The 14,811-nt window shown below is 66.6% G+C and carries 14 protein-coding genes and 1 pseudogene; 14 read left to right on the top strand and 1 reads right to left on the bottom strand.

The features are described 5' to 3' along the window. Positions 1-262: 262 nt before the first annotated feature. From Y694_RS23980 to Y694_RS00915, 14 genes and pseudogenes are all read left to right on the top strand, one after another. Positions 263-544: a hypothetical protein gene (locus tag Y694_RS23980; protein WP_152543358.1), complete on the top strand. Its 282-nt coding sequence runs from the start codon at positions 263-265 to the stop codon at positions 542-544. Between the two features lie 176 nt (positions 545-720). After that, on the top strand, positions 721-1,116 hold the full coding sequence (gene czcI / locus Y694_RS22255) for a cation efflux protein, CzcI family (protein ID WP_051495471.1): 396 nt from the start codon (positions 721-723) through the stop codon (positions 1,114-1,116). Positions 1,117-1,189: 73 nt separating this feature from the next. Next, positions 1,190-2,485: a TolC family protein gene (locus Y694_RS00960; protein ID WP_081771162.1), complete on the top strand. Its 1,296-nt coding sequence runs from the start codon at positions 1,190-1,192 to the stop codon at positions 2,483-2,485. Continuing rightward, a complete protein-coding gene (locus tag Y694_RS00955) occupies positions 2,482-3,693 on the top strand; it encodes an efflux RND transporter periplasmic adaptor subunit (protein WP_051495467.1) in 1,212 nt (403 codons plus the stop codon). Before Y694_RS00960 ends, Y694_RS00955 begins: the two co-directional genes overlap by 4 nt. 26 nt (positions 3,694-3,719) lie before the next feature. Further along, positions 3,720-5,102, top strand: coding sequence for an efflux RND transporter permease subunit (locus Y694_RS26390; protein ID WP_255343756.1), 1,383 nt, complete (start codon positions 3,720-3,722; stop codon positions 5,100-5,102). After that, a complete protein-coding gene (locus Y694_RS26385) occupies positions 5,060-6,841 on the top strand; it encodes an efflux RND transporter permease subunit (protein WP_310732185.1) in 1,782 nt (593 codons plus the stop codon). The genes Y694_RS26390 and Y694_RS26385 overlap by 43 nt, the downstream gene beginning before the upstream one ends. Next, positions 6,838-7,176: a P-II family nitrogen regulator gene (locus tag Y694_RS00945; RefSeq protein ID WP_036229008.1), complete on the top strand. Its 339-nt coding sequence runs from the start codon at positions 6,838-6,840 to the stop codon at positions 7,174-7,176. Before Y694_RS26385 ends, Y694_RS00945 begins: the two co-directional genes overlap by 4 nt. A gap of 63 nt (positions 7,177-7,239) precedes the next feature. Then, the gene (locus tag Y694_RS00940; protein WP_036229002.1) at positions 7,240-7,623 is read left to right on the top strand and encodes a hypothetical protein; all 384 of its coding nucleotides are present in this window, start codon (positions 7,240-7,242) and stop codon (positions 7,621-7,623) included. A 12-nt stretch (positions 7,624-7,635) separates the two neighbouring features. Further along, a complete protein-coding gene (locus tag Y694_RS00935) occupies positions 7,636-8,178 on the top strand; it encodes a hypothetical protein (protein WP_155935770.1) in 543 nt (180 codons plus the stop codon). A 191-nt stretch (positions 8,179-8,369) separates the two neighbouring features. Continuing rightward, positions 8,370-8,615, top strand: coding sequence for a hypothetical protein (locus Y694_RS23975; RefSeq protein ID WP_152543356.1), 246 nt, complete (start codon positions 8,370-8,372; stop codon positions 8,613-8,615). Positions 8,616-8,848: 233 nt separating this feature from the next. Next, a complete protein-coding gene (locus tag Y694_RS00930; RefSeq protein WP_161727929.1) occupies positions 8,849-10,507 on the top strand; it encodes a phosphoethanolamine transferase in 1,659 nt (552 codons plus the stop codon). A gap of 83 nt (positions 10,508-10,590) precedes the next feature. Then, positions 10,591-11,076 (top strand): hypothetical protein, encoded by a 486-nt coding sequence (locus Y694_RS00925; RefSeq protein ID WP_036228999.1) that lies wholly within the window; start codon positions 10,591-10,593, stop codon positions 11,074-11,076. Then, positions 11,076-11,450: a copper-binding protein gene (locus Y694_RS00920; RefSeq protein ID WP_231497451.1), complete on the top strand. Its 375-nt coding sequence runs from the start codon at positions 11,076-11,078 to the stop codon at positions 11,448-11,450. Before Y694_RS00925 ends, Y694_RS00920 begins: the two co-directional genes overlap by 1 nt. Before the next feature lie 49 nt (positions 11,451-11,499). Then, positions 11,500-14,162, top strand: a pseudogene (locus Y694_RS00915) (heavy metal translocating P-type ATPase). A gap of 159 nt (positions 14,163-14,321) precedes the next feature. Here the strand turns inward: Y694_RS00915 and Y694_RS00910 are convergent. After that, complete coding sequence (locus Y694_RS00910) at positions 14,322-14,657, bottom strand: DUF4148 domain-containing protein (RefSeq protein ID WP_036228996.1); 336 nt, start codon at positions 14,655-14,657, stop codon at positions 14,322-14,324. Between the last annotated feature and the right edge of the window lie 154 nt (positions 14,658-14,811).

Here is a 14,811-nt window from a genome sequence, read left to right as displayed (position 1 = left end):
CCTGCTCAGGGAGGAAAAGCAGGCGAGCCCGGGAAACCCGCGCTCGGCAAATATCGTAGCGCGCCAGCCCCGATGTGCCGCAAAAGGTTGGAGGGGTCGCGCCACGCCTGCTGCAGCACTGACGCGAAACATGACCGCCCTGTCATCTTCTGGACAGATTTCTGTTGATTGCCGGTGCGTAGATTAAGTGAGCTCCTCAACCCGGCGCGGGGCTGACCTGCCTTCTTGCCTGCTGCCGCGCCATGCTGAAAGACCGCACCCCATGAACCCGTCCTCGATCGTCCTGGCCATCGCCTCTCTTGCGAGCACTCAAACTTACGCGGCGGCTACGCCGTCGGACACACCGCTCACTGGCGTCTCGATGAGCCTTGCCAAGCGACTCGATGCCCGCTCGTTGCCAGAAGTCTCGGTGACGCCTGCAAAACTGTCCGGGGTGCCGATGGCGATTGCCGCGCGTCTCGATGCGTCCAAGCCGTCCGGACAAGCCTCAACCTCGGGCCGTATGCTGACCGGGGTACCGATGGCACGTGCCACGCGGCTTTGAGCCGGGATTGCTCACAGCCGCACGACTCCGTCGATAGCCCTCGATCAGGATGGCGCGGCCTCGAGGCGACTTGGAGTAGCGTTGATAGCCCTTTCCGGCGGGAATCGCGATCAGCCAAGGCTCGCACCGCATGTCTTGCGGGCCGCAACCAAAATTGTCAGTCTAGAATCCGGGTCATGCGTCGTTGGGTGTTCGCGTTCCTGCTGCTTGTCGTGCCGTTCCAGTTCGTCTGGGGCTCGGCGGCGCCGTACTGCGCGCATGAAGCCAGCGTCCTGGCGAAGAAGCACTTCGGCCATCACGAGCACAAGCACCAGGCCGGCGGCGAGGTCACACCGGCCGCGGACAACCAGGGTGATGCCGTGGGCGCCTACCACGCCGATTGCGAGAGTTGCCACCTCGGGTGCTCCGCGGCCGTGCAAGCCAACGCCCCCGGGATTCATGCGCTGCCCCAGGCCCGCGCTCCGGGTTGTCGAGAACCACGCTACACATCGTACGTACCGTCCGTCCCACAACGTCCTGATCGAGTCGTCTCCGCTCCTGCCGCGCGATCCGGCAGCGGCGTGGTGGTCTGACTCATGGACTGACTGACGACACCCCCACGTCGCCTCCGAATCGCTTCTGTCGTGAGACCAGAAGGATGATTCGATGCGATTTCCCGTTTTGGTGGCAGCCTGCACGGCTTGCCTGTTGGCCGCCGCCCATGGCCTTGCCAGCGCACAGCTGCCGGCCTCACCCTCTGCACTGACACTCGCCGAGGCGCTGCGACAGGCCGAATTGGCCAGTCCCGCCGTCAAGCTGCGCGAGGCCCAACTGGCCGCTGCCGAAGGCGCGCGGCAGCAGGCGTCGACCCTCCTGGCTAACAACCCCGAGCTGAGCCTCGAGCGCCGCAGGACGCAGACCCGCATCACGCCACCGCCCGACGAGCGCAGCAACGGGTGGTCTGTCGGCATCGCCCAGCCCATCGAGATCGGTGGCCAGCAGGCCCGGCGCCGCGAAGCTGCGGCCGCTGCGCTGGATGCGCTGCAGGCCGAGATCGAAGACGCGCGGCGCCAGGCGCGCAGTGACGCCGCCCTGCGCTTCCACGCCGTGCTCGCCATTCAGCGCCGCATCCAGATCGAACAACGGTCGGTGGACCTCTTCGACAGCACGGCCCAGGCCATCGCGAAGCGGCGTACTGCCGGTGAGGACACGCGGCTCGACGCCAACGTGGCACTGGTAGAAGCTGAGCGCGCGCGCAATGCGCTGGCCGTCGCCCGCGAGCAGTGGCTTGACGCCCGCAGCGAACTGGCTGCTGCCCTGCAGCTGCCGCCTTCGGCTGTGCCCGCGGTGGCCGGTGAACTGGCCACCGAACTGGGCACAGGCCTGCCTTACAGCCTGGACCAGCTCGTCACCGCCGCGCAGGCCCTGCCGCGGTTGCGTGCGCTGTCTGCCCGCGAAAACGCGGCACGCGCCCGGCTGGGCGTGGAGCGAGCCAGCCGCTTGCCCGACCTGACGGTGGGCGTCAACGTCGGCCGCGAAGGGCCGGGCAACGCACGCGACCGCGTCACCATGCTGACCTTGTCGATGCCGCTGCCGCTGTTCAAGCGCAACCAGGCCGGCATCGGCCAGGCGCTCAGCGACGTGACGACATCGGAAGTCGAGCGCGCGGTGGTCATCCGCGACCAGGAAGCCCAGGTCAGGCGCCTGTGGAGCCGGCTCGGCAGCCAGCGCGAGCGGGTGCAACGCCTTCAGCGCACCTTGCTGCCGGCGTCGGCCGACAACCAGCAACTGGCCGCCAAGTCGCGCCAGGCCGGCCAGATCGGCCTGCTGGAGCAACTGGTCATCAACCGCCAGACGCTCGACGCCGAGCGTGAACTGGGCGACGCACTGGCGGAGTACCACGCCACCCGAATCGAACTTGAAAACGCGGCCGGCTGGTCGCAAGAAGGAACTTCACGATGAGCACGCCTGATCAGCAATCTCGGCTGCGCCTAGCAGCCATCGCCGGGGCAGTGGCTCTGGCATTGGGCCTGTCGGCCTGTGGCAAAGGCGAGACTGCGGCGACAGGCAAGGCCGCTTCCTCTGCTGCCGCGGGAGAGAAGGGAGAGCCCAAGAAGGAAGAAGCAAAAGAAGGCGGTGGGCTGAAGTTGTCGGCGGAAGAAGCGCAACGGGCGGGCGTCAAGGTGGAGACGCTGGCGTCGCTGGCCTTTGCCGACTCGATCACCGTCACCGCCACCATCCGGCCGAATCAGGACCGCATTGCGCGCGTGGCACCTCGCGTGGAGGGTCGGATCATTTCGGTCGCAGTGAATCTCGGCGACGCCGTAAAAGCCGGTCAGTCGCTCGCCGTCCTCGACAGCCTGGCCATCGGTGAAGCCCAGTCGGCTTTGCAGCAGGCGCTGTCCAGCCAGCGCGTCGCACAGTCCGACTTCAAGCGCGCAGAGACCCTGAGTGCTGAAGAAATCATCCCGCAGCGCGAGTTCCTGCGAGCCAAATCCGAGTTGGAGAAGGCGTCCTCAAGCCTGCGCGCGGCCGAGGACCGGCTGCGGCTGCTCGGGGCCTCGGTGAAGTCGGGCACGGGCGCCTCCACGTTTCCATTGAGCACGCCCTTGACTGGAACGGTCATCCAGAAAACGGCCATCGTCGGTGAGTTGGGCACACCTGCGGCACCCCTGTTCACGGTGGCGGACCTGTCGCGCGTGTGGATCGAAGCCAACCTCACCGAAGACGCCTTGTCCAAGGTGCATGTGGGCGCGCAAGCCAGCGTGAAGGTGGCCGCCTATCCCAGCGAGCAGTTCAAGGGCCGTGTGACCTATGTGGCCAGCCTGCTGGACAAGGACAGCCGCACAGTGCCGGCACGCATCGAGGTGGACAACAAGGACGGCCGGCTCAAGCCCGAGATGTTCGCCAGCGCCACCATCGACACCAACGGCGCCAAGCGCGAAGCGCTGTCGGTGCCCGACGCGGCGATCCTGCTGCTGCAGGGCCAGCCGACGATCTTTGTGGCCAAGGGCGAAGGTTTCGAATCGCGGGCCATCGAGCCGGGAGAAAAGCTGTCCGGGCGAACCGTCATCAAGTCGGGCGTTGCCGCGGGCGAGAAGGTCGTGACTGCTGGGGCCTACGCCCTGAAGGCACGCCTGCTCAAGTCGCAAATCGGCGACGAGCATTGACGCATTGAGACCCAAGGAAACTCACCATGCTCAATGCCATCGTTGACGCTTCATTGCGCTACAAAGTCCTCGTCCTGGTCGCCTTCGCCGTCGTGATCGGCCTCGGTGTCCAGGCGTTTCGCCAAGTCCCCGTCGACGCCTTTCCCGACGTCACACCAATCCAGGTCAGCATCTACACCGAGTCGCCAGGCTTGGCGGCCGAGGATGTCGAGAAACTGCTCACCACGCCCATCGAAGGCGGCATGGCAGGCCTGCCCGGGGTCGAGGAAGTGCGTTCCGTTTCGCTGTTCGGCCTGTCGTATGTAGCGGTCTATTTCAAGGACAACGTCGACATCTACTTCGCACGCCGGCTCGTCGGAGAGAAGCTGCAGGACGTGAAAGGCCGGTTGCCACAGGGATACGGCGAACCCGTTCTCGGGCCCAACAGCTCGGGCCTGGGTCAGGTGTTCTGGTACACGATCGAGTCCGCCGACAAGAAGCTGTCCGCGATGGACCTGCGGACCTTGCATGACTGGACCGTGCGGTTGATCCTGCGCACCGCGCCTGGCGTCGACGACATCGTGTCCTGGGGCGGCCATCAGAAACAGTACCAGGTGCAGATCGACCCGCGCCAGCTCATCAAGTACGGCCTGTCGTTCAAGCAGGTGATGGAGCGCCTCACGGCGAACAACAAGCAGGTGGGCGGCCAGTCGATCAACCTGGGCTCCGAGCAGTACCTCGTGCGCGGCCTGGGGCTGGTGAGCACTACGAAGGACATCGCCGGCATTGTCGTCGCCGAGCGCAACGGTGCGCCGATCTATGTGCGCGACGTGGCTCAGGTCAAGGAGGCGCCGGCACCGCGCTTCGGCGCCGTCACCAAGGACGGCCAGGAGGCCGTGCTGGGCATTGCGCTGGCACGGGTCAACGAGAACGCGCAGGCCGTCGTGGACGCGGTGAAGGCCAAGCTGGTCGTGGCGCAGGCGGCACTGCCCAAGGGCGTGACGCTGGTGCCGAACTACGACCGCGCCGAACTGGTCCAGAAGGCGCTGAGGACGGCGGAGAGTTCGCTGGTCGAGGGTGCCATCCTGGTGGCCGTCATCCTGTTCCTGTTCCTCGGTGAATTCCGCTCGGCCATCGTCGTGATCATCACCTTGCCACTGGCGATGCTGATTGCGTTCATCCTGATGCAGCAGTTCGGCGTCTCGGCCAACCTGATGTCGCTGGCCGGTCTGGCCATCGGCACGGGGATGATGGTGGACGGGGCGGTGGTGCTGGTCGAGAACTCCTTCAGGCTGCTGTCGCATGCGCGGGAGTCCGGCAAGCCGATCAACAAGACGCACCTGATCCTGGAAGCGGCGCGCGAGGTGATCAACCCGATCGCTTTGCGATCATCATCATCATCGTCGTCTTCCTGCCGCTGTTCTCGCTGACCGGCCTGGAAGGCAAGCTGTTCAAGCCGATGGCGCTGACCATCACGTTCGCGATGGCCGGATCGTTGCTGCTGTCGATGACGCTGGTGCCGGTGCTCGCTGCGCTGATCCTCAAGCCCAAGGAGGAGAAGGACACGTTCGTCGTGCGCTGGGCAAAGAAGGCCTACCTGCCGCTGCTCGACTGGGCACTGGAGCGCAAGAAGCTGGTCATCGGCTCTGCCCTGGCCCTGTTGGTCGCATCCCTGGCTCTGTTCCCGTTCCTCGGCAAGGAGTTCATGCCGACGCTGCAGGAGGGCACCATCCAGTTTCGTGTGACCAATATTCCGTCGGCGTCACTCGATGAGTCGATCCGGGTGTCCAAGGTCGTCAGCGACGAACTGCACAAACAGTTCCCGCAGGTGGTCTCCGTGCTCGCCACCATCGGGCGCGCCGAAGGCGGCGAGACCACCGACGTGAACTACATGGAAATCAACCTCGCCACCAAGCCGCAGTCGGAGTGGCCCGAGAAGATGCCCTACGCCAAGCTCGCCGCAGAGATGCAGGAAGCGATGGAGAAGGTCGTGCCGACTGCCGTGTTCGGAGCGACGCAACCGATCCAGTCGCGGGTCGAGGAACTCATCTCCGGGGTCCGCGCGACGCTGGCGCTGAAGCTGTATGGCGAAGACCTGGAGACGCTGGACAGGCTGACGGCCCAGATGAAGGGTGTGCTGGACAAAGTGCCCGGTGTCGCAGACTTGTCGGCGGAGGCGAACAAGGGCAAGCCCCAGCTGATCATCAAGGTCAACCGCGACGCGGCTTCGCGCTACGGTATCAATGCGGACGAGATTCTGGAAATCGTGCAGGCCGGCATCGGGGGCAGCTCGGTCTCGACCTTGATCGAAGGCACCAAGCGCTTCGACATCGCGGTGCGCCTGTCCGACGAGTTCCGCATGGACCCGGCCACCATCGGCGCCATACCGATCCGCAGCGCCGAGGGCGCGCTCGTGCCGTTCTCTCAGGTCGCGACCATCGAGCTCGACGAGGGCTATTCCTTCGTGCGGCGCGAATCGTTGCAGCGGTACTCGGTTCTGCAGATGGATGTGAAGGGCCGTGACGTGGACGGCTTCGTGAAGGACGCCGACGCGGCGCTCAAGCAGGCAGTCCAGCTCCCGCCCGGCTACTACACGCAGTGGGGTGGTGCCTTCGAGAACCAGCAGCGGGCCATGGCACGCCTGGCCGTGATCGTGCCGCTGACCATCGGGTTGATCTTCATGCTGCTGTACACCGCCTTCAACTCGGTGCGGCACGCGACGATCATCATCGCCAACGTGCCGTTCGCGGTCATCGGCGGCATCGTGGGCCTGTTCGTCAGCGGCCAGTACCTGTCGGTGCCGTCGGCCATCGGCTTCATCGCCGTGTTCGGCGTGGCGATGTTGAATGGCATCGTGATGGTCGAGTTTCTCAACGACCAGCGACGACAGGGCATGTCCGTGCGCGATGCCGTGCGGCGCGGCGCGGCACTGCGGCTTCGGCCGGTGCTGATGACGGCGTCGGTGGCCATCCTCGGCTTGATTCCCATGCTGCTGTCCACGGGTGTGGGTGCAGAGACGCAGCGTCCGTTGGCCACCGTGGTGGTCGGCGGACTGTTCACCTCGACGGCGCTCACGCTGCTGCTGCTGCCGTTGATCTACGAGTGGTCGGAATTGCGCGCTGAAAGGCGCAACCGTGCCGACGTTGTTGTCGAAGGAGCCACGACATGAAAGAGATCAAAGCCTATGTGCACAGCAGCCGCGTCGCCGGCGTGATCGCGGCCCTGAAGAACTCCTCCGCCTGGGGCGGAGAACGGACCGGCCGGCGTCACAACCTGGCCGTGTACGTCGTCAAGGGTTCGATCATGCCGCTGGACAGCGGCGAGCAGCACTACGCGATGGACCTCGGCGACGAGGTGGTCAACGAATACAAGCTCGAACTGCTTTGCGAAGACGGTGAAGTGGACGAGATCGTCGCTGCCATCCAGGCCTCCGCACGTACGGGCCAGGCCGTTGCCGGCTGGATCACCGTCACCGAGCTCGTGCAGGCCATCGCCATTCACTGACGCCATTCACTGACGCCAACCCCGTTCCCCAACGCCGTTCCCCAACGCCGAAAGGACTTACCCATGAAGACGTTTCTGAGTCCCCTGCTGGCCGCATCAGTACTGGCGCTGCCGGCCACTGCGCTGTATGCCGCCGAAGACCCTGCGCCCAAGTTCGGCGGCGTTGTTGTCGAGACCAAGGCCGGCGACATGGAACTGGTCGCCAAGCCGGAGCTGATCGTCATCCACGTCAGCGACCACGGCAAGCCGATGAAGCTGACGAGTGCCAGCGGCAAGGTGACGGTGTTCAACGGCAGCGACAAGACCGAAGCGCCACTGGCAATCATCGGCGACAAGCCGGAAGCCAAGGGCAGCTTCAAGGTCGGCGCAGGCACCAAGGTGTTGGCGGAGGTGGCGCTGAACGGCAAGCACGCCGTGTCGGCACGCTCACACTCAAGTGACATGTGAAGGTGCCAGGCCATGGACCACGTTTCGCGTCGAACCTTGCTCGTCGCTACTGGACTTGTCGCCCTGGCCAGTTCAGGCTGCATGACCAAGCCGATGCAGCCGGCCAACCCGGATGGAACGTACTGCTTCGGTATCGGAAAGTGGTATCGACGCACGCTGACCTGCACGCCAACGCCGATTCCTCCGGAATCGGTCGAGGTCCAAGCGAAGCGGTTCGAGCCGGCTCCGGGGCTGCTGACGGTCTATGTCGTTCGCAAGCGGTGGGGCGATGCAGTCAACCAGGTGCGGCTGACCGTCGACGGTGGTGCACCCGTGGTGACGACGCCCGAGTCCTTCGTGCGCCTGCGGATGCGGCCCGGCACGCACACCTTCACCGCCGCCTGGAGCGAGGGCACGACCGAACTGGCGGTCAACGGCGCGGCGGGCGAGGTGCGGGTCGTGGAACTGGTGGGCTCCGTCTGGGCCTGGGGCAGCACCTACCGACTCGAACATGGCGACGTTGCTGAGGGCCGCCATCGTGTCGCGCAGTTGCGACTGGTTGCCGATGTGCAGTAGCTCCGTCGCAAGTGCCGTCGACCAGCGTTCACGCGTTACCGGCACGGGCCTGCGACGTCAGGCCAACTGCTTGATTGCCGGCTCAGCCAACTTGGCCACCGACCCAGTGCCCCCGCCCGGGCATCTTGCGTCGCGCGGCGATGCCGGGGTTCGTCTTCGATCACGAACCACGATGCAAGGAAGGCCGCACCATGCGCTACAAGACGTTGGACACCGCACTGGCCATCACCATGGCGTGGATATGGCTGGCCATTGTGGTCGCAGCCGTCGTCGGATACGGCTTGTTCCTCTGGTGGCGCAAGCGTCACCCCCTGCCCGTGCCGAAGCCAGAACCTCCCTATGCGCAGCGGCTGCAGCAACGATTGAACGCGCACCGAGCTGCGGGCAAACCGCCGAAACGGTCGAAGCCGCCGCGCAAACGGCCACGTGGGCCTTGACTCTGGAGGCCGTCGGCATTGCCCTGGCACGCTCGACGCTTGGGACAGCCGCATGGGCACAGGCCCGACGTCAGGCGCGCCTGCTGGTTGTGAACTTGTTCAGCAGCTCTTGCAGAGTGGCATGGACACGGGCCTGAACGTCAGGAGCGCCTGCCGGGATGGCTGCCCTGCTGCTTTCGAGCGACGACGCGCAATGCAGTGTTTGGCTGCACCAACCTGAACACGTCTGCCCGATGACCCCTCGCTCCATCCGCCCTGTCTCGGCTGCCGCGTTGTGCGGGGCCACGGCCTTGTGGCTGCTCGTCGTTGACAACGCCGGCTTCTGGCGCACGCTGTGGGCCGCTCGGGACCTGTCCTCATCGCGCAGCATTCTGGCTGTGGTGGCGCTCGCGGCCGTGCTGTGGCTGCTGTTCAGTCTGATCTTGCGCATGTTGTGCTGGCGCTGGGTGGGCAAGCCCTTGCTCGCGACGGTGCTGCTCGTCAGCGCCCTGGCAGCACACTTCATCGGCAACTACGGCGTGCTGATCGACAAGGGCATGATCCGCAACGTGCTGGAAACCGACTGGCGCGAGGCAGCGGATTTGTCTTCGGCTGCGCTGTGGTGGGACTTTGCCTGGCGCGGGCTGCTGCCGGCGGCGCTGCTGCTGGCCATGCCGGTGAAGCGGCAACCTTGGCCGACCGTGGCCGCTGGTGTCGCCAGACACGCGCTGGCACTGACGCTGCTGCTGCTGGCGGCGCTGGCCGCCTTCTACGCCGATTACGCCGCCGCAGCGCGCAACCACCGCGAGCTGCGCCACCTGCTGACGCCGACCAACGTGGCCAATGGCTTCGTCGGCCTGTGGAAAGGCCGCGCTCGGCCGGCGGCGGCGCTCATCACCGTGGGCGCCGATGCCGTCCGGCCGGCGGCAGCCGGCAGCCGCAAGCCGCTGCTGGTGGTGCTGGTCGTCGGCGAAACCGCCCGCGCGGCCAACTTCTCGCTGGGCGGCTATGCCCGGGCGACGAACCAGGCGCTGGCCGGCAAGGGCGTCGTCTACTTCGACAAGGTCACGTCATGCGGCACCGACACCGCCACCTCGCTGCCGTGCATGTTCTCAGACCTCGGCGCCCAGCGGTTTTCGGTGGCGGCCGCGGCCGCGCGTGAGAACGCGCTCGATGTGCTGCAGCGTGCGGGCGTCGCCGTGCGCTGGCTGGACAACAACTCGGGCTGCAAGGGCGTGTGCCAGCGCGTCGACACCCAGTTCCCAGGTCAAGGCGCGATGGCCGGCCCTTGCGGCCCTGAGGAGTGCTTCGACGAAGTCTTGCTGCGCGGCCTCCGGACCGCCATGACCGGGCCGGCGACCGGCAAAGACAGCCTGGTGGTGCTGCACATGAAGGGCAGCCATGGGCCGGCGTATTACAAGCGCTACCCCAGCGGCGCACGCCGATTCGCGCCAACCTGCGACACCAACCAGATCCAGAGCTGCGAGCGCCAGGCGCTGATCAACACCTACGACAACGGCATCGCCTACACCAGCGAGGTGATCGCGCAGACGATCGACTGGCTCGCCGGCGAGTCCGACCGCAGGGACAGCCTGCTGCTGTACGTGTCGGACCACGGCGAATCGCTGGGCGAAGGCAAGGTGTACCTGCACGGGCTGCCCATGCTGCTGGCGCCCGCCGAGCAGACCGGTATCCCGATGATGGCGTGGCTGTCGGCGGGTGCTGCACAACGGCTGCAACTCGGTGCCGGCGCTCTGCAAGGGGTTGCTGGGGGCAGCTACAGCCACGACAACCTGTTCCATACGCTGCTGGGCGCCTTCGGCACGCAGACGCAGGCTTACCGGCCCGAGCTCGACCTGTGGGCAGCGGCGCGCGCGGCCCGCAGAACGCGGGAGACTGCGGCCACACGGTGAACACTCTTCGACGACGCCACGGAACAACCGGTGGCCTGGCCGCACCCAAGGTTCATCACAAGGGGATCTCTCATGAAAACCTTTTGACGCTGTTCGCGCTGGTTTCGGCAGTCGCCTTGACGGGCTGCGCCACCGCCCAGGCTCCCGACGCGCAGGCCCCCCGCCTGCGTCTGGATGAAGTCGTCGTGATGTCGCAGCAGGGGCTGGACGACGAAGCCTTGATTGCGGAGATCGAGACGCGGGGCGTCGCCTTCGTGCTGTCGCCGCAAGACTTCGAGCAGCAGCGTGCTGCGGGCGTCAGCGAAGGCCTGCTGCGCTACCTGCAAGGGCGGGCCCGCGGCGAACAAGACCTCAGGGCGAAGATCGTGTCGGGCCGCTACCGGCTCACCGCGTACTCGGGCGCGCTGTACCTGGGCTACAACTACCTCGGGTACTACGACGGCTTGCATTACTACGGTGGCCTGCCCTACTACCGGGGCTACGGCAGCTACGGCGGCTATGCGGGAGGCCATCGCGGCGGCCATGGCCATCACGGCGGGCATGGCGGCCACAGCGGGGGACGCCACTGATGCCTGCTCCGGAATCTGATGCCGCCGCCTGGCACGGTGTGTGCGCCACGCCTGCGATGCGGCGCAGGACGCTCCTGCTCTGCCTTGGGCTGGCGCCATGGGGTTCTGGCAAAGTCCTGGCGCAGGCATCGACCTCGGACCTCATCGCCGGCACGGTCATCCGGATCGACGGCGAACGTGGCACGGTGACGTTGCGGCATGCCCCCATCGCCCATCTCCACCTGCCCGCCACGACGACGACGTTTCGGTACTTCAACCCCGCACTCGTGGTTCGTATCCGGGTCGGCGACGCCATCGTCTTCCGCGCCGACCGATACGACGGCAACCTGCGCCTGACGGCCGCCATCCCGGCGCCGCCCGGCGCTGTGAGGTGACGCGATACCTGCGAACCTTCTGCCCCATAACAAACAACGAGCAGCCCCGATGACCGAAGCAACAACGCTGCGCCTGGACCTGCCGCTGGTCCTGCCCGATGTAGACGATGCGCAGGACCGTTGCGTCAGCCGCCTCATCGACGCCCTGTCAGGCCGGCCCGGCATCTCTCAGGCGCATGTCATCGGCCGCGAGAGCGGCGCGCCCCAGCTCTGCGTGCACTATGAACCGGCCACCCTGCCGCTGGCCCGGGTGCGCGAGCTGGTGCATGCAGCCGGCGCTGAACTGACCGAACGTTTTGCACATCTGGTGATCCGCGGTGGCGCGACGCTGCATGCGCGGGCCGCGCGCAGCGCTGCCGAGGCCTTGCGCAGCGTGCCGGGCGTATTGGAGGCCGACGTGTCGGCATCCGGAACGGTACGGATCGAATACGACAGGTCGGTGGTGTCCGAGAGCGTGCTGCTGTCGAAGGCCGAAGCCGTGGGCGTTCGCGCAGCCAAGCCCGCGGCCGTGGCGGCAGCGGCGCCAGCGACTGCAGCCCATGTCCCACCATCGCCCCCCGCGGATGAGCACGCCGGCCATGACCACGCCGGCCATGACCACGCCAAAGGCAAGCACGATCATGCCGCGCACGATCACGCCAAGGGCGAGCCCGGCAAAGCCGGTGGCGACCACGACCACGCCCACGGCGGGCCGCTGGGCGAACAGTCGGAACTGATCTTCGCCGCGCTGTCGGGTGCCTTGCTTTTGGCGGGCTGGCTCATCGAACGCTTCGGCGCGGCGCCAGGCTGGCTGCCGACCGCGTGTTATGTCGCGGCCTACTTCTTCGGTGGCTACTTCACGCTGAAGGAGGCGATCGAGAACCTTCGGGCCAAGCGCTTCGAGATCGACACGCTGATGCTGGTGGCCGCGGTGGGCGCGGCGGCGCTGGGCAAGTGGGCCGAGGGCGCGCTGCTGCTGTTCCTGTTCAGCCTGGGCCATTCGCTCGAACACTACGCGATGGGCCGGGCGCGCAAGGCGATCGAGGCGCTGTCCGAGCTGGCCCCCGACACGGCCGTCGTGCGCCGCGACGGCAGCACGAAGGAGGTGGCGGTCGCCGAACTGCAGCTCGGCGACGTGGTGATCGTCAAGCCCAACGAACGTTTGCCTGCCGACGGCGTGGTGGTCGTCGGCACGTCGAGCGTCAACCAGGCGCCGGTGACCGGTGAAAGCGTTCCGGTGGACAAGCGCCCCATCGGCGATGCCGCGGCCGCCACGGCCGCGCTCGCGGCCTTCGACAAGGTGGGGCCCGAGAGCCGCGTGTTCGCCGGCACCATCAACGGCGCGGGCGCATCGAAGTGATGGTGGCCCGCCGCGCCGAACAGTCGACGATGGCGCGCGTCGTCAAGATGGTGACCGAAGCCGAAGCGCAGCGCTCACCGACGCAGCAGTTCACCGAAAAGTTCGAACGCATCTTCGTCCCGCTGGTCCTGGCGCTGGTGGTGGTGCTGCTGTTTGCCTGGGTCGTGATCGACGAGCCCTTTGCCGCCAGCTTCTACCGCGCCATGGCGGTGCTGGTGGCGGCCAGCCCCTGCGCGCTGGCCATCTCGGTGCCCAGCGCGGTGCTCAGCGGCGTGGCCCGCGCCGGCCGCGGTGGGGTGCTGGTCAAGGGCGGCGGCCCGCTGGAAAACCTGGGCACGCTGACCTCCATTGCCTTCGACAAGACCGGCACGCTGACCGAAGGCAAGCCCAGGCTGACCGACGTGGTTGCGGTGGCTGGTGTCACCGAAGATCAACTGCTGGCGGTGGCGCTGGCGATCGAGGAAAGCAGCGACCACCCGCTGGCTTCGGCCGTGGTCAGCGGCGCGCGCGAGCGGTTGGCCGGCCGCGTGCAGCCGCCCGCGGTGGCCGACGTCAAGAGCATCACCGGGCGCGGCATCGAAGCGCAGGTGGCCGGCGAGCGTGTGCTCATCGGCAAGCCAGTGCTGTTCTCGGAGTTGCCGGATGTGGCCCTGACGGCCGAAGTGAGCGCAGCCAATGACAGGCTCGTCGCGGCCGGCCGCACGACGATGGTGGTGCGCCAAGGGTCGCGCTTCCTCGGCGTCATCGGCGTGATGGACACGCCGCGTCCGGTGGCGGCGCGGGTCATGGCCGAGCTGCGGGCGCTGGGCATCGAACGGCTGATCATGATCTCGGGTGACAACCAGCAGGTGGCCGACGCGGTGGCAAAGACCGTTGGCCTGACCGAGGCGCGCGGCGACCTGATGCCCGAGCACAAGGTCGAAGCGATCAAGAAGCTGCGCGAGCAGCACGGCAAGGTCGCGATGGTCGGTGACGGCGTCAACGACGCGCCGGCCATGGCCAATGCCACCGTCGGCATCGCGATGGGCGCCGCCGGCTCCGACGTGGCGCTTGAGACAGCCGATGTGGCGCTGATGGCCGACGACCTGGCGCAGCTGCCATTTGCGGTAGGCCTGTCGCGCAGCACCAGCCGCATCATCAAGCAGAACCTGTGGGTCAGCCTGGGCGTGGTGGCCGTGCTGATCCCGGCCACGATCTTCGGCCTGAACATCGGCACAGCGGTGCTGTTCCACGAAGGATCGACCGTCATCGTGGTCATCAATGCGCTGCGGCTGCTGGCCTACAAGACCGGCACGACGAGAGCGCATGGGCCGGCCGATGGCACCGGTGCGGCGGTCGCGGTTGCGACACCCACACCAGAACCCCGTTCATGAAACTGGCACCGTGCTGAATTCAGCCCCGCCGCGACCATGACATCCGGCGTTCAAAGCGTCCCTCCTGCCGCCATGCCAGCGTTGCGTGGATGCAAGCCCCGCTACGAGGGACACCACTGCGTCGTTGCCACTTGCAGGTGCATGGCAACGCAGCCAAGTTCAACCACCCGCGTGCGAGTGCATGCGAGCGCGGCGCGCCTCGGGGGACTCGTTGCGCAGTTCGCTGACGACTTGTTCTCGCGTCTTGCCTGGCCCGGTGCTCTTGATAGGGATGGCCCCTCCTCGCTGCATGATGGCCAGCGTGCCATCTTTGCGCGCGGCATCAAGCTCGGCAATCACGGCAGCCCGGGTCTTCGTGCTGGTCACGTGGTTCGGATGGTAGGTGCCACCCGCCTCACCGCCGCTGGGGTGCCATTCCGAGGAGGCGAACGAAATTCCGGGCAGCGTGATCGCAGCAGCAACGACACACAGCGCGGTGGTTTTACGAAGATTCATGAAATTGGCTCCTTGGTGGGGGTGTGGCCGCCGGCGCCTGCCGGGGCATGCCCAATGGCATGAGCGCAACTTTAGAAACCGGACACCAACACGGTCGAGTCCGGCGGATGACAAATTCGTCACCTTCGCTGAAGCGGCAGCCAGAACCGGTAGC

This window comes from Methylibium sp. T29-B, from assembly GCF_000576225.1.
In the GTDB taxonomy this organism is placed as follows: Bacteria; Pseudomonadota; Gammaproteobacteria; order Burkholderiales; family Burkholderiaceae_C; genus Methylibium; species Methylibium petroleiphilum.
This window is presented reverse-complemented; position numbering and strand designations above follow the sequence as displayed.